This is a genomic window from Bacillus sp. 522_BSPC (assembly GCF_001076885.1).
GTDB classification, from domain to species: Bacteria; Bacillota; Bacilli; order Bacillales; family Cytobacillaceae; genus Niallia; species Niallia hominis.
The window spans coordinates 14,530-32,652 of record NZ_JVDT01000236.1 but is presented as its reverse complement, the minus strand read 5'-3'; the positions used below and the strand labels follow the sequence as shown (position 1 = coordinate 32,652).

Below are 18,123 nucleotides of genomic sequence, written 5' to 3'. Positions count from 1 at the left end.
TAACGATTGTAACCAATTAATGATTTTCTATGAATAATTCAGGAATTAATATCTTTTTCATATACTTCACCTCCATTTTGAGAAACTTATATTAAAGAAATTATACAAAAAAAGTTTGTAGAAACATTGCAGAAAAAATGAGTTTTTATTCTAATGAGACTTTTTGCGTCTTATAGTTCTAAAAAAATTGTAAAGCTTGTTTTGAGTTAGTATATTAAAAGAACAGAAATAGAAATGTTTGATCATAAAGGTTCTCTTATTCGTTTTTATTTGAATATGATGTGTAAACTTCATATTTTCTCCATTTTCTTCTTTTATAATTAAGTAAATTATAACTACATCTTTATCTGGAAGAATAATGAAAAAATTAATACCTATTTTAAGACTACTCAAATAGATATTCGAAGGAGTAATCGTTTAAAGTGAAGATTAAAAGTATTTCCTTCAAACTTGGTTTATGGTTTAGTACCATATTTCTTTCGTTGCTTTTAATATTGGGATTTATTTTATATGGTGTTTTTACTAATTTTTTTACTGATTATATCGAACAGGATTTAGTAGCAAAAGGTAATAACCATGCGCAAAATTTAGAGAAACAATTTACTAAATCTACAATTAATCATGCCATTCAAATGGAGCAGGGAGTATCTACTAAAATTCTAATTACCAATAATCAATATCAAATTATATCTTCATCTATTGAACTTGATGAAGATATAATTGATCATATTTTTTTGGACAAACCAATCAGTACAGGACAGGTTATAGAGAATGATTGGAAAAACCATGAGTATATTGTCTCCGTTTCTCCTGTTGGTGAAAATCAAGGATATGTATATATGTACTACCCTTCCTCTATTATTAAGGAAATTATTTTTGTCATGAGTTTATTAAGCTTTATTTCAAGTTTAGGGATAATGTTAGTTGCATTTGGACTCATTGGAATTTTATCGCGGGTATTTACTAAGCCTCTTTTAACAATGAAAGAGGCAACCCTCAAAATGGCTGAAGGAAAGTATAAGCAAAAAGTACCTATTCATGGTAGGGATGAAATTGCTCAACTTGGAAATTCCATTCAAACCTTGGGAGAACAACTCCAATATTATGAAGAAAGTAGAAATGACTTTTTGGCGGCTGTATCACATGAAATTCGAACGCCATTAACCTATATTAAAGGGTATAGTGATGTGTTAAGTAAAGGTATCATAAAAAATAGAGAAGAACAGGAAGAATACTTGCAAATTATTAACAAAGAGACAAATAGGCTTTCTTTTTTAGTAAATGATTTATTTGAGATGAGCAAACTGCAGACAGGAAAGTTTGAATTAACGAAAGAATGGACCTCGATCAATGACATAATGGAAAAAATTATTTCCAATCTGAAGCCCGTTGCAGAGAAAAAAGGATTGGAGTTATGGGGTGAATTGGAAGAGGATTTACCTCTTCTTTATGTAGATATCCGAAGAATGGAACAAGTGTTTTATAACCTTATAGAGAATGGAATTAAGTATACAAATATTGGAGGGATTTCAGTTCGTTCCTTTTCTAAAAGAGATTTGATTGGAATAGAAATAAAAGACACTGGAATAGGTATACCTCAAAATAATCTACCAAGAATTTGGGAACGTTTTTATCGGGTTGATTCTTCCCGTACAAGAAAAACAGGGGGATCCGGATTAGGATTATATGTGGTTAAACAAATCATCGAATCCCATGGTGGAACTATTACCGTAAAAAGTACAGAAAACGAAGGATCCATTTTCACGATATTTTTAACCATTGATCAAGAAAATAAATCTAGGAGAAACCGATGAAGAAAATATTAATTGTAGATGATGAATTTGAAATGAGACAGTTATTGCGAATTTATTTACTTCAGGATAATTATCAAGTAGATGAATCTGACAACGGACAGGATGCTTTTGAAAAAGTGAAAAAAGATGATTATGATCTAATGATCTTAGATGTTATGATGCCCATTATGGATGGTTGGAGGACGCTTGAGGAAGTAAGAAAAATATCAAATATTCCAATTATTATGTTAACTGCTAAGGGATCGATCCAAGATAAGGTCACTGGCTTGTCTAGTGGTGCTGATGATTATTTAGTAAAACCATTTGATGAAGCAGAATTATTAGCACGGGTAAATGCTCTGCTGCGTAGAGCCCATAATCAAGAGGAAAATATGGATCAACATGAAGTATTAAAATATGAAGGAGTTATTTTAAATCTTACAGCTAGAGAAGTTACTTATGAAAATCAAAAGCTTAATCTGACTCCAACTGAGTTTGATCTTTTAGAAATTTTTATTAGACATAGGGGAAAAGCATTATCAAGAGAACAACTAGTGGAACATATTTGGGGGCTTGAGTTTATGGGGGAAGATAGAACGGTAGATGTGCACGTTAAGAATTTACGGCTAAAGCTAAAAGCTTCAGGTATTGATAAATTGTCAATTAAAACCGTTTGGGGTATTGGATATAAAGTGGAATAAGGGTGAGAAAATGAAACGGCTATGGCCAATAATCATATTGAGCTTCTTCATACTAATCGGGATTATTTTTTTACTTTTTGTACTAAAAATGATTTGGTTTACGCCCGGACCAATGGGGATGATGATGGGGCGGCATATGATGGTTAATCATATGTCATTCTGGTTTAGTCAAATATTTTGGATTTTACTTATTATCATAGGAATCATCTTATTGATATATTTAATTATAAGGAAAAATAGGGACAAATATAATTAGTATATTGTTGTTTAATAAAAGTAGATATGCAGAAAAGGATACAATGATCCATCATAGGATTCCTGTATCCTTTTCTGCATATCGATATTTTGCATAACCTTTTCACCGTCTGAACCAAATAATAATTATGGCTACTTCCATGTGCTAAGAAATCCAAAAATACTCTGTCTTTCTATGGGCAACGGATTTTTGATTTATGACTCCTTTTTCACCATGGCTGAAAGAGAGTCGATTTCTTTTCGCAGCTTTTCATTTTCTAATTCTAGGTTTGACATTTTTTTATCCAACACTTCCGAAGAGTGTGAATCGTGACCATGTTGCTTGTGCCCATGACCACCCATACCTTTCATCATGAAAATCATCATAAGTGGGCAAAGCAACAATAATAACCATTCCATTAAAATCACTCCTAATCTTTTTTTAAAATCATACTAAGAAAATAAGGAGATTTTATGGAGAAAATGAAATAAATCATTTAAAAAGCTTCATATTTTCTTCATCTTTTGAAGGTATGTTAAGAGTGTAGATAATAATACAAGGAGGAAATAGTAATGATGGGACCTGGATATTTTGGAGGATTTGGAATGGGAGGTGGGTCATTCATGATGATCATAGTCATTTTGGTTATAGGGGTACTTCTTTATTTGGCATATAACCACAAAAATACTGGAAATGGAAATATGATGGCGGTACAGCCTGCACATAATTTAGAAGCGTTTGAAATAGCAAAATCAAGACTTGCCAGTGGAGAAATTACGGTAGAAGAGTTCGAACAAATCAAGAAATATCTACTATAAAGACGGATGTAAATTTAAAAATTTAACAATCTATTATAAATAAGGAGTGTATGATGATGAAAAAGACTATATTAATTGGAGCTTTGGCTGCAGCATTTATTGTAACGGGAGGAACTGGCTTATATATAGCATCTGCTAAAGATACTCCTGTTAATCAGGCTTCAATGATGCAAGAACTAGGAATTGATTATGATCAAATGGCAAATATGATGGGAACTGGAAATTTGGACGATATGCAAAATTACATGGAAGAACAGGGAGTAGACTTAGATGAGATGAAAAAATTCATGGAAGATGGAAATATTAACTTTGGACAAATGAAGCCATTAATGAGCAAAATGCATCCGAACTTAGATAATAAGGAACTAGAAGAAATGTATAAAAGTATGCATGGAACAGGTGGTGCATCACAAAGTAGTAATTTCTAATAAATAGTTTCAAGTATTTACTAGAAACAGATACGTAGGCCGGTTATTCTTAGCCTACGTATGATATAACATATAAAAATGTCTGGAGGAGGTAAAAAGTGGTTTTATTACTCATTTTAGCTATTGGCTTTTATCTTTATAAAACTGGAGAACTACAAAAAGTACTTAACAAGTTTCAGTTTCGACAAAGTCCAGATACCAATGGAGCAAGAAGAGTACTAGATTTAAGATATGCATCAGGACAAATATCAACAGAAGAATATATCAAACTTAAAAATATTTTATAAATAGTTACAATTTATCATCTATAGGAGAATAAAGGAATGATTGGGTAGGGATTAGGAGTTTCTATTGTAATCCCTATGGTATGTTAAAACTAAGAATATTTTATATAATACAGAATAATAAAAAAGACAATAGAAAGGATCCATATAAATATTAATAGTTTTTTTATATCCATTTTAGTAAATTCTCCTTTTTAATTTCTATAAGAAGGATTTTCTCAAAAAGATATGCAAATATTATTGATAAGATATGGTTTTTTTTATGATTATAAAGAAAACAAATATACTATAAAAAGGAAAACGTTCCTCGTAGAACAGTAATACTATTAAGAAACCACTGTATATTTTTCTTCAAAATTAAATAGAGTTGTATTTTATTTCTGTTATCAATTTTGGAAAGTCCGATAATTTCTATTCTTATGATATAAAGCATCAAAAATATATAGCTGACTTTTATAGTTATAATGGTCTCTATTAAAAATAGTGTAACCGTCAAGTAGTTTTGAACACTTTTTGCTAATTAACTTTGAACACTTTTGTTTAGATTTCCCCATCTTGGCGATAGGATGGGGAGGTATCCTGTTTATTTTAATAAGGTAAAATATCGAGTTGACTCATAAGTTTTGTATTTTCCTCTTCTAATTCATCTACTTGCTGTTTTAAATATTTAATTTCATCTAATAATCTGCTAATCTTTGTCTTATCGTCAATTCCTCTTTCATAGGCTGTTCCTTCCCACCTATAGAAGTCTAGGAAGTTATAAACATCTTCTTCTTCAATCATATAAGTCTCTTTACTTATCTTTCCTTTAAGTTTCCCTTCATCGAGCCATTGCTCTACGTTAGCCCTATCACATTTGATTCCATATGAATGCATAAGATTAGTTGTCTCTTGTACGGTCAATGTATTCAATCTCTTTCATCCTCCAATTTCTAGTTTTGTTTCGATTTAAACAGATTCATTTTCAAAAATAGCAGTCCGGTGTTTAAGCCTGTAGCTGTCATTTTCATTAAGTTGTATGACTTCAACTCGGTGAAGTATCCGATCCAAAATAGCCATGGTAATTCCTTGGTCTCCCATCAATTCACCCCATTCTTCAGGTCCTTTATTAGAGGTTAATATAATAGAACTACGCTCATATAAATGATTTACTAGATGAAAGAACAAATTAGCCTCCCGTTGATCAATAGCCATATACATTAAATCATCAATAATAACTAAATCTGATTCCCTAATTCTTTTAAGCTGGCTTTGAGACTTTTTTATATATTCTTCGGTTTTTAAGAGATGTACTAGTTCACCCATGGTTGAAAAGGTAACTTTATAACCCTTTTGAATGGCCTCTATTCCTAGTCCAATGGAAATATGGGTTTTTCCAGCACCTTGAGGTCCTAATAAAATTAAATTATATTGTTGATCTAACCAATTCAGTTCCCTTAATTGGTTAAGTTGACGAGTACTTAACGATCGTTGTTCTTCAATATGAAATTCATCCAATTTCTTATGATAAGGGAACTTGGCCCACTTTAATCTTCTTTCTATGTTTTTTTCGTCACGTCGCTTTAGCTCGTACATAAGAAGTTCCTGCAGGAACTCTTGATAGGTCCAGGACATTTTTTCTGCGTTACGAAGTATCACAGGTAATTCATTTGCTGTTTCCGTCATTCTCACTTGGCGAAAATACTCCTGTAAGTTATGTACCGTTTGAGTCATTGTAAAACACCACCTAGTATCTTGATATAGTCGTCCATTTCCCTTGTTGCTGCTGTGGCTTTTAATGCGGTGTTGATATGACTATTTTTTGTTCCTTGAATCGAGGAAGGATTCGGGGCTTTTGCTTCTTTTAACCGGGTTAAATGTTGTGCCACATCCCGAAGGTCATTTGCACTCCATAACTGGTCCTTTATACAAACAGCTAAGGATTCGTCTACTACTATTCGATAATGGTTAATGGTGCTTTGAATGACTTGAAGCTGATCACGTATATATCTCTGATAACGGCTTCCTATCTCATATATAAATCTTTCTGCCTTTTCCTGATCTTTAAACTGACGAATCAAGGTTTCCTTATAAGCTTGAATTCCCTTTGAACGATCCCTTGTATGCTGTCTGTTTTTAATTAATTCCCCTTTTCCATGGCATAGGGGATGTCTTGCTAAGACTTCTCCCTGCGTTTCTCTTCTTATCACAAGTTCTTGCTCTTGAATTTCTATATATACCGTATTCTCTCCCCTTGGACGATAAGTCCCCAAGGGTAGAGAATAACGATTAGATTTATATTTTATGACATTGTTGTAAACTGTCACATTAATTCCTCTAAATTGCAGTTATATTTTTCAAATTCTTACAGACTACTATCTATACTTCTCCTAAGTAATATGCTAAATTTTTTGCATATTCAAAGGGAGGAGTTTTTTTATGATCATTTCTCATGATTTCGGAATAAGTTTGGAGGAATATGCGGCAAGGGGGAAATCGAATGCATTTCCAACATTCAATACTTGTCCAAATTGTAAGTGTGTATCCCAAGGGAACCTTGAAAGAAATGGCTATTATTGGAGGTATGGAATCTCGGAGGATAGAACTTTAAGGATTCCTATATGTCGGCTAAAATGTCTCGGGTGTAGAGTGAGTTTTTCCATTCTCCCAGACCTTTTGATCTCTTATTTTCAACATACCATTCAAACGGTTTTAAACCGGATCAAACAATTTATAGAGAAGAAAAAATCTAACGGCAGTCGACAATTATTAAGGTTTTATCTAATTCGCTTCAGTAGAAAATTACAGTGGATACACAGTTTCTTTATTGATATTGGTTTCAAAGGGGGGATGTCCCCAGATAAAAATAAAGAAACCATAAAATACTTGAAAATGATCCTCGATTTTGGCGAATCAACCTTCTTGCGAAGGTCCTGGGGTCACTTATCAAAATACTTTATGGCAAATTAATTCTACCATATTTGGTGACAATAAAAAATAATAGCCTCCCCACATACCTTTTTCATAGTCAGAAAATATCGAAAAAAGTAGAATGGATATATGGATAACCGGTTGTCCTTCTAATCAAAAGGAGGAAATTCCATGACTGAAAAAGAACGTGAACAAGTGGCTTTATTTCGGTATGGCCTGATTGCCCCTCTTTTAAATGGGCAAGTAGATTCAAAGGAGTATTTTCAAGGACTAGATGGAAAAATTCATTCTATGCCTTATTATGGAGAGCGAAAGATTGCCGAAAAAACAATCAAAGAATGGTTACTTCATTATCGGAGAAATGGTTTTGAAGCATTAAAACCAAAGAAACGAGGAGATCGAGGAAACTCCAGAAGACTGTCTCCTGATGATCAGGATCATATTTTAGAAATAAGAAGAAAATCTCCCCACATGCCTGTTAGTGTTTTCTACGAACAACTAATCAAGCGTGGAGAGATTCAACAAAAGCAAATATCTTACTCTACTATAAATCGATTATTGAAAAAACACAACCTATCAGGAAAACAAATTTTAGCCATTCCTGAAAGAAAAAGATTCGCTCATGAAAAGGTAAATGTCCTTTGGCAGGGGGATTTATCTCATGGTCCTTATGTGCCAATGGACGGAAAAAGAAAGAAAACCTTTCTTATAGCATATATCGATGACTGTTCTAGAATCGTTCCATATGCACAATTTTTTTCAACGGAAAAATTCGATGGTTTAAGAATAGTAACAAAAGAAGCTTTAATACGTAGAGGAAAGCCCACTATCATCTATACGGACAATGGTAAGATCTATCGATCTGAAACACTTCAATATGCATGCGCACAATTGGGAATTACCTTAACGCACACAGCTCCTTTTGATCCCCGTAGCAAGGGTTATGTTAAGATTTTTGTTATGTAAAGAAATAGGCTTCTTTTCAAGGATATCCCTATACTTAATGCCTATTTCTTTACATAATAAATCATCTGTGTTACGAAGTAACCAAACATTTTAGGAGGTTTGGTTATGGATTTTAAAAAGCTCGTTTCCTTGTGCCAAGATGAATTAATTAGCCGTGAATACGGCGGTATGCATTACCTGAAAATCAAAACGGAATGGGATAGGCTACAACAATGGATGAAAGAACATCAACACACGGATTTCTCCGAGTCTATCGGCTTTGCATACTGTGATGAGGTTTTTGGGGATCATATCCTAACGAAAATTGTAAACAAAAAGGATCGGGTAAGACTCAGGGCAGTGCGAATGTTGATTTCTTACCAAAAAGATGGAGATTTTGAATTCCGCACCCCTCGTGTTGAACGAATTTTTGATGGTGAAATTGGTAAAATCATAGAATCATATCTTTCATATGCTAGTAACGTCCTGCATCTATCCGATGAAACGATAAGAAATAAGAAACAGTATTTGTATGAATTTCATATGTTCCTCAACGGGCGTTCATTGGTCCTGGAAGAATTGAATGTAGACATAGTAGAAAACTTTTTCAAATCTATGGATTACTCCCCTGCCTCAAGGCATAACAGCGGATCAACTTTACGGATTTTTCTACGACATGCTTACGATAACGGACTGACAAAAAAGGACTGTTCCATTTTTGTTCTCGCTGATAATTATAAAAAACATTGTAAAATCCCCACAACATACGAAGAACAAGAAATAAGCAGCGTGATTGCTTCCGTGGAGCGTTCATCTTCGATCGGAAAAAGGGATTACCTTATTTTACTTTTAGCTGCGGAATATGGCTGGCGTACAAAGGATATCGTAAGCTTCCGGTTCACTCAGATTGACTGGGATAATAATGTCATTAGTTTTAACCAAAGCAAGACTGATATACCGGTAGAATACCCTCTTCTTTCATCAGTCGGAAATGCCATCATCGATTATCTAAAGCATGGTCGCCCGAAAACGAACGCTGAAGAAATTATTGTAGCCGCTGATACTGTCAAAAAAGGACAGCCGCTTTCCCCACCGACCGTCCACTCCATTGTTTCAAAGTATATGGGCAAGGCGAACATTAAAAATTGGAAGGCAAAGAAGCATGGTGCCCATTCCTTGCGGCATAGTCTTGCGACCAACATGCTAAAAAGAAACGTATCCATGCCCGTCATTAGTACCGTCATGGGGCATCAAAATACAGAAACAACCAAAATTTATCTAGCCGTCGATGTAAAGAAACTGAAGCAATGCCCCCTTCCCATGCCCGAACTGCATTCAGCACATTTTAGATGGGAGGTGCAATGAATGAACACACCAGTATTCCACTCTGTATTTGCCGATGAAATGAATGCCTATCTTGAATATAAAGTGGCTTCGGGCTATAAGGCTATTAGTTTTTGTACCCATCTACGTCATTTTGACAGTTTCTGCATCCGACTAGGGATTAAAGAACCTATATTCACTACAGAAGATGCGGCAAGGTGGCTACAAAAAAAAGATGCTGAAGCCACAACTACACATTATTCTCGGATTAATGGAGTCAAGCATTTTCTTATGTTCCTCTTTCAGAAGGGCTACAATGTATATGTTACCAAGGATATCAAATTTAAACCGACGGAATTCCAACCCTATATTTATACCGAGGATGAAATAAGAAGGTATTTCCACGCAGTGGATACCTACGAATCTTCCCGAAACCGAAAGGCCGCAATCCAATACCCTGTCTTATTCCGCCTGTTGTATTGTTGCGGTACAAGAATCAATGAGACTCTGGGGATACGAAAACAGGATGTGGATTTGGAGAATGGGATTGTCAAGCTGTTTGAAACCAAAAATGATTGCGAGCGCTATATCGTATTGGGGGAAGACCTAAGGGTGCTCGTGAAACAATTTGCGGAAAAGTGCTTTTACTTGCTGGATGACAAAGACTATATTTTCACCACTTCCACCGGAGGTAGAATGAGTGGGGATGCCATATATGAGGCGCACAGGTTATTCCTCCGGCAGGCTGGAATTCCCTATCTTGGGGGAGGGAAGGGGCCTAGAATCCACGACTGGAGGCATACCATGGCCGTATATTCATTCAAGAAGATGGTTGATGCTGGCATGGATATGTATGTCGCTCTTCCAATCCTGTCCACATATTTGGGGCATAAAACAATATTTGCAACAGAACGTTATATCAGGCTAACCATGGGTATTTATCCATATATCGAGGAAAAGTTTAAATCAAAACTAGATAGAGTGTTTTGGGAGGGAACCACGTTATGAAAAAAACCAATTTCGCCTTATATTTGAACAAATATTTTACGGGTTACCTTCCGAACAATTGTGGAAGCACCCCTCAGACGATTGATTCGTACAGATATTCCTTTATCCTTTTCCTAACATATATGCAGGATGAACATCGAATTTCTGCCGATAAGGTAGATGTATCTGACCTTACTCGCAATAATGTGGTTGATTACCTGAACTGGCTTCAGGTAACACGATCAAACGGAATATCGACTAGAAACCAAAGGCAGGCAGCCCTAAACAGCTTCATTCGCTTCCTTATGTACGAATTTCCTGAACACTTAGATGAATACCAAAAAATTCTTGGCATACCGGTCAAGAAGGCACCACAAAAGGAAATTTCTTATCTTAAAACTGATGGCGTAGCGTTATTAATCGAACAAGTAGATTTAAGTCGGCAGAATGGGTTGCGGGATTACCTTATTTTATCCCTTCTGTATACAACTGGAATCCGTGTCAGTGAATTAATAAAAATCCGGATAAAAGATCTGTCGTTACAGGAGCCCTTCACACTATTGGTTCACGGGAAAGGGCAAAAAAGTAGATATGTACCGCTAATGCGCAATACAATCCCTTTTATTCATAAATATCTAGTTCAAAAAAGATACGACAAACCAGAGAAACTAGGTGAATGGCTGTTTAAAAATCACATGAATGAACCTTTCACTAGACAAGGAATTAATTATATCGTAGGAAAATATACAAAAATGGCACGAAGAATTGCCCCAGATATGATTTCTGCAGACTTCAGTCCGCATAAAATGCGACACACAACCGCTATGGGGTTAGTCGAATCGGGTGTGGATTTAATTTATATCCGAGATTTACTTGGACATGTAAGCGTGAAAACGACAGAAATGTATGCAAGGGCGGATGCAATGCATAAAAGACTAGCCATCGAGGCAGCAAGCAAGGAAATCGTGCCTTCAGAAGAAGCCATTTGGGATAATGATTCAAATCTGAAAGACTGGCTTAAGAGTTTCAATCGCAGATAATTATGTAAAGAAATAATGTTAAGGCTTTCGTTGTTAACACCATGTTTGGGGGTCAATCTTTACATAACGGAAGTCTTAACATAACCTTTGCTCTGGGGATCTGCCTTTCTACATAAGTAAATTCGAAATCCTCGATCTTGTTTGTATGCCTGAAATTCACTGGTTAAAATAATGTCACCTGCATTCTCACTTACAGTTATGAGATGGTCTTGGTCATAAACAATTTCCTCCGGCATTCCTCCAAAAAACTGAAACGCTTTTTCGTGGCATCTTATCGTATCCCTCGTTGTAAAAGGACGATCTAACCATTCCACATACTTATAACGAGAATGAGAGAGGACAAAGGTGATAAAGTATAACTTAATATCTTTCTTTTCTGAATTTTTAACAGTAATTTCTCCCCAATCTACTTGAACTTGTTGGCCCTTTGGTAATTCCTCTACAGCCTCATGTGATCGAATACGTACAACTTTAGGTATATGATAGATATCTCTTAACTGACTAACATACAAGCGAACGGTACTACCTCCAACATCCAATGTTGGGTAATGCTCTTTTAACCAATCCTCCACTTGTGCAGAGGAGAGATCAGGATGTTCCTTCAACCAGCTTAGAATATCATCGTGATACTGGTCTAACTTTTTCCTCCTACTTCCTAGAGATGTAATCCAATCTGATGCTTCTTCTAGATTCATATCTAAGTATTTATAAACGGTGTTTCTAGAAATCTCTAATTTTTTTGCAATGGCTGCTACTTTAAATCCCTGTTTCTTTAATTGATGTATTTCCACAAACAATAGTAACTTTTCCACCTTTCTTACCCTCCAGCTATAACAAACGATAGTAAATCTATCATATCTCAGCTGAGGAATATTTTGGTAAAAAATGTTCAATCTTATTTAGCAGAAACTGTTGATTATAGTTTAGCAGTTACAAATAGGGGCTATTTTTATAAAAAAAATTGATATCAGCTGAATTTTATAGATGAAAATTCATTGTTTTTTCATATTAATGTGGGAAACTATTTTTAAGTCTAAAAATAGAATTGGGTGAACATTGTTGGATAAAGATGATGTAATTAAAAAACGATACAATAGGATCTCCGGTATATATGATGTAATGGATAAAATGATTAAAGAAGAATGGCGGTTTAATTTACTATCAAATGTATCTGGAAAAGTACTTGAAGTAGGAATAGGTACCGGTGCCAATTTATATTATTATCCTAATAATATTCAGTCCTTAACAGGTGTTGATTTTAGTAATGGGATGTTAAAATACGCTAGGGAAAAAGTATCAAAAGGAGATTTTTTGTTTCCGATAGAATTAGTGGAAGCGGATATACAATCTTTACCATACCCTGATAATACGTTTGATTCTATTGTCTCTACTTGTGTATTTTGTTCCGTACCAGACCCGATGATTGGTTTGAAGGAGTTAAAAAGGGTATGTAAACCAACTGGTCGTATCTTAATGTTAGAGCATATGAGGAGTGAAAATAAGTTAGTAGGTTTAGTAATGGATATGTTGAACCCTTTAACAGTGCGACTTTGGGGAGCTAACATAAATAGAGAAACACTTAAAACAATCGAACAATCAGGTCTTAAAGTTGAAGAAAATATACCTTTAATGAAATCTATTATGAAACAAATATTTGTACGTCCATAAAAATTATCTTCTCAAAAGAGGATACAGTGTTTGTAAATATGTATTAGCAAATCAAATGTACTTTAAAACGAGTGAATAGTTTTAAATAACCTTTACTTTTTCTAAAAGGAATGAAATGTAGCTTGAAGAAGAAAATAGCTTTAATTTCTTTAGTCTTAATCATTTTAATAGAATTCTATATTCTTGTATTTATTGTGGATGACGCAAAAAGTACTTTAGTAAAATCAACTGAAGAGCATTACTTTAACAAAAAAAATGATAAGAATGATCCTCTAAAAATAGATGATAAAAATAATGAGAAAGCTGAAGTATTTTTACCAGTTGATACTATTCTGCAAATACCTGAATTGCCAAATGGATGTGAAATAACGTCCGTTACATCTCTTCTTACCTTTTATAATTATGATGTCACTAAAACGGAGATGTCTGATAAATACTTACCTAAGCAACCTTTTCATAGGACAAATAATAAATTATACGGTTCCAATCCATATGCAGCATATGCTGGAGATCCGAGAGATAATAATGGCTTTTTTACATTTGCTCCACCTATTGTGGAAGCAGCAAACCGCTATATCACAGAAGTTGGTGGGGAAGATTTGGCGAAGGATATTAGCGGTAGTTCAAGAGAAACAATTATGGAGTATGTAGATCAAGGTATTCCCGTTGTCGTATGGATGACCCGAGATTTAAGTCCTCCAAAAATAGAATATTCCTGGTACTTACATGAAACAGAGGAAATTTTTAATGCTCTTATTAATTTACATTCTGTTGTATTAAACGGATATAACGATAAAGAAGTGTTTGTAATGGATCCTTTAAAGGGGCAAACGACATATAATGCTGATTTATTTTTTGAAAGTTATTCTTCTTTAGGTAGCCATGCGATGACTATTGTTAAGAAATCTAAATGAACGGCAGTCTTTTATTTTAAAGTATCTATTTATGTATTACATTCAATTGCTTATCATGCATTTCCCTATCTTTTATAAGTCATCAATGAGTTAAATGGACAAGATTTGTGAATTTTTGGGCATACTTGTAATGAAATAAAGGAGGAATGAGAAAATGAAGAAAACAAATAAAAAATCGATATTATACATCCTACTTGCTTCTTTAATATTAGTATTAGGTGCATGTGCAAACACAGATGATAAAGCGCAACCTGTTGAAGAAGAAACAGGAAATCAAGAAACGACAACTAACGATAATGAAAATCCGGAAAAAGATACTGATGAAGAGATGGAGGAAATGGACCATTCTTATATGAATCACTCTGGTTCTGGTGAAGTTCCAGAAGGATTGAAAGAAGCGAAAAAACCAACATACCCTGTTGGAAGTAAAGCAATTATTCAATCTGATCATATGAAAGGGATGAAAAGTGCAGAAGCAACTATAGTAGGTGCTTATGACACTACTGTTTATACGGTATCCTATACTCCTACAACGGGTGGAGAAAGAGTGGAAGACCATAAATGGGTTATTCATGAAGAGTTAGTCAATCCAGGGAAAGCCCCTTTAGAGCCTGGAGCAGAAGCAAAAACAGAGGCAGACCATATGGAAGGAATGGCGGGTGCAACCCTTGAAATAGACTCAGCTGAACAAACGACTGTTTATATGGTTGATTTTACAACAACTACAGGTGAAGAGGTTAAAAACCATAAATGGGTAACCGAAAGTGAATTATCACCTGTTAAATAAACTTGCATCCTACTAAGTCCATCAAAGAGCTAATTCTTAAAAGAATTAGCTCTTTGTGTGTGTCAGTGTACGAACAATATTTTGTTTGAAACGACACTTTACATAAGGTACCAGGGTATACTATAATTAAATCGAAGAGGTATAAGAATAAAACTTATTAGTAAAAGATTTATTGTCGGAAAAAATCCCAACTTTTGTTTAAGAGAACGAAAGAGTCACAACTAGATAATCAGTTATTAATAAACGTCACTAAGAATATGTAAAAGTAATAATGCATATGAGAGTGGAATCTTTTAGGGGAAAATATTTAAAGGAGATGGGCTAACTATGGAAAAGCAAAATAAACCAGAAAATAAAAACATTCATGAACATCACAATCACATTAATCATACCCACCATGAACATAGTATGCATGAAGGACATGAACATCACAATCATAGTGACCAAGTTCAACATAATCATAGTGCACATGAAGGACATAATCATAGCAACCATGGAGGACATTCTGGTCACCACGAACACATGGTAGGGGACTTTAAAAAACGCTTTTGGATATCATTAGTTTTAGCAATACCTATTTCATACTTGTCACCAATGATTGAAATGCTATTTGGTTATGATGTGAATTTTACTGGTGATACATTATTACTGTTTTTACTTTCAACCATAGTCTTTTTGTACGGTGGAAAACCATTTTTACTCGGTGCTTGGAGTGAATTGAAAGAAAGAGCACCTGGAATGATGCTATTAATCTCACTAGCCATCGTAACAGCTTATGTATATAGCACATTAACCGCCTTCTTTATTGAAGGTAGTGACTTTTACTTTGAATTAGCTACTTTAATCGTCATTATGCTTCTCGGACATTGGATTGAAATGAAATCCATTATGGGTGCTTCAAAGGCATTGGAAGAGTTAATTAAGTTGATGCCAAAAGAAGCACATAAAATTGATGCATCGGGAAACATTGTGGAGGTTAGTGTAGAAGATCTACAACCGGGGGATCAGATCCTCGTTAAACCAGGAGAAAAGATCCCACTTGATGGAAAAGTCTTTGAAGGAAAATCAACCGTTGATGAATCCATGTTAACAGGTGAATCCGTACCTGTAGAAAAAAGCACGGGTATGGAAGCAATTGGCGGAGCGGTTAATGGTGAAGGTGTACTGAAAATCAAAGTAAGTAAAACCGGTAATGAAACTTATTTAGCGCAAGTAATTAAGTTAGTTAGTGATGCAGAAAAGACTAAATCGAAGGCCCAGGGATTTGCGGATATCGCTGCTAAATGGCTATTTTATGTGGCAATTGTTGTAGGTGTCATAACCTTCGCCTACTGGTTGACAACAGGTGAACTAGATTTTGCTTTAGAAAGAATGGTTACTGTCTTGATTATTGCTTGTCCACATGCGCTTGGCCTTGCTACTCCGTTGGTTACTGCAAGATCTACATCCATTGCTGCTAGAAAAGGTTTGTTAATACGTAATCGTACCTCTTTTGAAAGTGCGTTTAAACTAGATCGTATCGTTTTTGATAAAACTGGTACCTTAACAGAAGGGAACTTCGGTGTGACAGATATTATTCCAAGTAATAGAGTAAGTGAAGATGAATTATTTAGATTGGCCTATTCAGTTGAAATTCAATCTGAACACCCAATTGCTAAAGGAATTGTAAAAGAGGGGAAGGAACGAAAGATAGAGCCTTATAATGTTAAAGATTATCAAAACTTAACAGGAAAAGGACTAGTTGCAAAAGTAAATGATACAGAAATTGCAGTGGTTAGTCCGGGTACGATGAGAGCGAATAAAATTGCGTTTGATGAGAGTATGTACGAGAAACTTGCAAAGCAAGGTAAAACAGTTGTTTTCGTCTTAAAAGATGATGTGTTACAAGGAATGATTGCTTTAGCAGATATTATCAGAGAATCTTCTTTTAGAGTCATTAAAGAATTGAATGAACGTGGGATTGAAACGATCATGATGACTGGGGATAATAGTAGAGTGGCCAATTATGTGGGTGAAAAGCTTGGACTTTCGAAGGTAATTGCTGAGGTTTTACCACATGAAAAATCAGATAATGTAAAAGGTCTAAAACAAGGTGGAAAAAAAGTCGCGATGATTGGAGATGGTGTTAACGATGCTCCTGCCTTAGCTGAGGCTGATGTAGGAATCGCCATTGGTGCAGGTACAGACGTGGCAATTGAAACTGCTGATGTCGTACTAGTGAATAGCAATCCAGAAGATATCTTAAACATCATTAAGTTGTCAAAAGCTAGTCATAGAAAAATGTTTCAAAACTTAGGATGGGCTGCGGGATATAATATAATCGCCATTCCCTTAGCTGCAGGTGTCTTGTTCAGTGTAGGTATAGTCATAACACCAGCTATTGGAGCAGTGGTTATGTCACTAAGTACTATTATTTGTGCAATTAATGCACAATTATTGAAGATTGACTAAGTGTGGTAAATTCAGATCTCATGGCACATCAAGTAGATATAAACGCTTGTTGTGCCATTTCTTTCGTCAAACTATCGATTTTTACCTTAATGAATTGTTTCAAAGTTTTCAGTATTAAATCCTAAAATAAAACAAATCTTATCCTTATACAATTAACTAGAGGAATGGAATTATGCGTTTTTCTTTTTCATGAAAAGGACCCTTTACATAGGGTACATGGGTATGCTATATTTTAATCGAGGAGGGAAGTAAAATGGAACCTGAATTAGAAAATGAAAAAACTTTAGAGGAGGATAGCTGCTGCTCCCATCCACATGGGCGAATGAGCCATCACTCTGAAAATACGAAAAAAAACCTTATAACCCGATTGAACCGGATTGAAGGTCAGATTCGGGGCATAAAAAGATTAATTGAGTGTGATACTTATTGTGACGATGTTATTACACAAATAGCTGCATCTCAAGCAGCGCTTAATGGTGTAGCAAAGTTACTTCTTGAAGCACATATGAAAGATTGTGTTGTAAATAGAATTCAAGAAGGTGACATGGAAGTTTTAGATGAGGTATTAGTTACTATACAAAAATTAATGAAAAAGTAAGGGAGAAGATAAATATGGAAAAAGTAACTCTAAATGTAGAAGGTATGTCATGTGGACATTGTGTAAAAGCAGTTGAGGGCAGTGTTGGTGCTCTTAGTGGGGTTTCAAATGTTAAAGTGGATTTAGAAAACAAAAAAGTAGATGTGGAATTCAACCAAGCTGAAGTATCATTAGATAAAATCAAAGAAACAATTGATGATCAAGGTTACGATGTGAAGTAATGGAGTATGGGCCGTGCTTA

At 34.9% G+C, this 18,123-nt stretch carries 18 protein-coding genes and 2 pseudogenes; 15 read left to right on the top strand and 5 right to left on the bottom strand.

Features of this window, described 5'->3' with window-relative positions; all coding sequences use genetic code 11:
* Window positions 1–422 precede the first annotated feature (422 nt).
* Together ADJ83_RS19320 and ADJ83_RS19315 are read left to right on the top strand one after the other, a co-directional pair.
* Window positions 423–1,814, top strand: coding sequence for a sensor histidine kinase (locus tag ADJ83_RS19320; RefSeq protein ID WP_231512568.1), 1,392 nt, complete (start codon window positions 423–425; stop codon window positions 1,812–1,814).
* Window positions 1,811–2,494 carry a response regulator transcription factor gene (locus ADJ83_RS19315; protein WP_031538405.1) on the top strand — a complete coding sequence of 228 codons (684 nt, stop codon included), beginning with the start codon at window positions 1,811–1,813 and terminating at the stop codon, window positions 2,492–2,494. Before ADJ83_RS19320 ends, ADJ83_RS19315 begins: the two co-directional genes overlap by 4 nt.
* 450 nt (window positions 2,495–2,944) lie before the next feature.
* Here ADJ83_RS19315 and ADJ83_RS19305 read toward each other — a convergent pair whose 3' ends face one another.
* The gene (locus tag ADJ83_RS19305) at window positions 2,945–3,148 is read right to left on the bottom strand and encodes a DUF2933 domain-containing protein (RefSeq protein WP_031538409.1); all 204 of its coding nucleotides are present in this window, start codon (window positions 3,146–3,148) and stop codon (window positions 2,945–2,947) included.
* Between the two features lie 153 nt (window positions 3,149–3,301).
* Here ADJ83_RS19305 and ADJ83_RS19300 point away from each other — a divergent pair, with 153 nt between their 5' ends.
* The 3 genes from ADJ83_RS19300 (at window position 3,302) to ADJ83_RS19290 (ending at window position 4,262) form a co-directional block, all read left to right on the top strand.
* Window positions 3,302–3,547, top strand: a complete 246-nt coding sequence (locus tag ADJ83_RS19300; RefSeq protein ID WP_031538410.1) for an SHOCT domain-containing protein — start codon at window positions 3,302–3,304, stop codon at window positions 3,545–3,547.
* A gap of 56 nt (window positions 3,548–3,603) precedes the next feature.
* The gene (locus ADJ83_RS19295) at window positions 3,604–3,975 is read left to right on the top strand and encodes a hypothetical protein (RefSeq protein ID WP_035416550.1); all 372 of its coding nucleotides are present in this window, start codon (window positions 3,604–3,606) and stop codon (window positions 3,973–3,975) included.
* A gap of 98 nt (window positions 3,976–4,073) precedes the next feature.
* Window positions 4,074–4,262 (top strand): hypothetical protein, encoded by a 189-nt coding sequence (locus ADJ83_RS19290; protein WP_031538412.1) that lies wholly within the window; start codon window positions 4,074–4,076, stop codon window positions 4,260–4,262.
* 585 nt (window positions 4,263–4,847) lie between these two features.
* Here ADJ83_RS19290 and ADJ83_RS19285 read toward each other — a convergent pair.
* From ADJ83_RS19285 to ADJ83_RS19275, 3 genes are read right to left on the bottom strand one after another with little or no spacing between them, the layout of a single operon-like run.
* Window positions 4,848–5,171, bottom strand: coding sequence for a hypothetical protein (locus ADJ83_RS19285; RefSeq protein WP_031538414.1), 324 nt, complete (start codon window positions 5,169–5,171; stop codon window positions 4,848–4,850).
* A gap of 36 nt (window positions 5,172–5,207) precedes the next feature.
* Window positions 5,208–5,972 (bottom strand): IS21-like element helper ATPase IstB, encoded by a 765-nt coding sequence (gene istB / locus ADJ83_RS19280; protein WP_031538415.1) that lies wholly within the window; start codon window positions 5,970–5,972, stop codon window positions 5,208–5,210.
* Window positions 5,969–6,565, bottom strand: coding sequence for a hypothetical protein (locus ADJ83_RS19275; RefSeq protein WP_231512569.1), 597 nt, complete (start codon window positions 6,563–6,565; stop codon window positions 5,969–5,971). The genes istB and ADJ83_RS19275 overlap by 4 nt, the downstream gene beginning before the upstream one ends.
* A gap of 775 nt (window positions 6,566–7,340) precedes the next feature.
* Here ADJ83_RS19275 and ADJ83_RS19265 point away from each other — a divergent pair.
* From ADJ83_RS19265 to ADJ83_RS19250, 4 genes and pseudogenes are all read left to right on the top strand, one after another.
* Window positions 7,341–8,126: pseudogene (locus ADJ83_RS19265) on the top strand (helix-turn-helix domain-containing protein); the annotation flags it as partial.
* Between the two features lie 114 nt (window positions 8,127–8,240).
* Window positions 8,241–9,479 carry a tyrosine-type recombinase/integrase gene (locus ADJ83_RS19260; protein ID WP_197030893.1) on the top strand — a complete coding sequence of 413 codons (1,239 nt, stop codon included), beginning with the start codon at window positions 8,241–8,243 and terminating at the stop codon, window positions 9,477–9,479.
* Window positions 9,480–10,445, top strand: coding sequence for a tyrosine-type recombinase/integrase (locus tag ADJ83_RS19255; RefSeq protein ID WP_031538425.1), 966 nt, complete (start codon window positions 9,480–9,482; stop codon window positions 10,443–10,445).
* A complete protein-coding gene (locus tag ADJ83_RS19250; protein WP_031538427.1) occupies window positions 10,442–11,464 on the top strand; it encodes a tyrosine-type recombinase/integrase in 1,023 nt (340 codons plus the stop codon). Before ADJ83_RS19255 ends, ADJ83_RS19250 begins: the two co-directional genes overlap by 4 nt.
* 65 nt (window positions 11,465–11,529) lie before the next feature.
* Here the strand turns inward: ADJ83_RS19250 and ADJ83_RS19245 are convergent.
* Window positions 11,530–12,276 (bottom strand): annotated as a pseudogene (locus ADJ83_RS19245) (IS21/IS408/IS1162 family transposase); the annotation flags it as partial.
* 247 nt (window positions 12,277–12,523) lie between these two features.
* Here ADJ83_RS19245 and ADJ83_RS19240 point away from each other — a divergent pair.
* The 6 genes from ADJ83_RS19240 (at window position 12,524) to copZ (ending at window position 18,103) form a co-directional block, all read left to right on the top strand.
* Window positions 12,524–13,132, top strand: a complete 609-nt coding sequence (locus ADJ83_RS19240; protein ID WP_031538430.1) for a class I SAM-dependent methyltransferase — start codon at window positions 12,524–12,526, stop codon at window positions 13,130–13,132.
* 122 nt (window positions 13,133–13,254) lie between these two features.
* The gene (locus ADJ83_RS19235; protein ID WP_048718796.1) at window positions 13,255–14,046 is read left to right on the top strand and encodes a C39 family peptidase; all 792 of its coding nucleotides are present in this window, start codon (window positions 13,255–13,257) and stop codon (window positions 14,044–14,046) included.
* Between the two features lie 154 nt (window positions 14,047–14,200).
* Window positions 14,201–14,833: a YdhK family protein gene (locus ADJ83_RS19230; RefSeq protein ID WP_031538432.1), complete on the top strand. Its 633-nt coding sequence runs from the start codon at window positions 14,201–14,203 to the stop codon at window positions 14,831–14,833.
* A gap of 327 nt (window positions 14,834–15,160) precedes the next feature.
* Window positions 15,161–17,284, top strand: a complete 2,124-nt coding sequence (locus ADJ83_RS19225) for a copper-translocating P-type ATPase (protein WP_031538433.1) — start codon at window positions 15,161–15,163, stop codon at window positions 17,282–17,284.
* A gap of 253 nt (window positions 17,285–17,537) precedes the next feature.
* Window positions 17,538–17,882 (top strand): metal-sensitive transcriptional regulator, encoded by a 345-nt coding sequence (locus tag ADJ83_RS19220; RefSeq protein WP_031538436.1) that lies wholly within the window; start codon window positions 17,538–17,540, stop codon window positions 17,880–17,882.
* 14 nt (window positions 17,883–17,896) lie between these two features.
* Window positions 17,897–18,103, top strand: a complete 207-nt coding sequence (gene copZ, locus ADJ83_RS19215) for a copper chaperone CopZ (protein WP_031538438.1) — start codon at window positions 17,897–17,899, stop codon at window positions 18,101–18,103.
* Window positions 18,104–18,123: the final 20 nt, after the last annotated feature.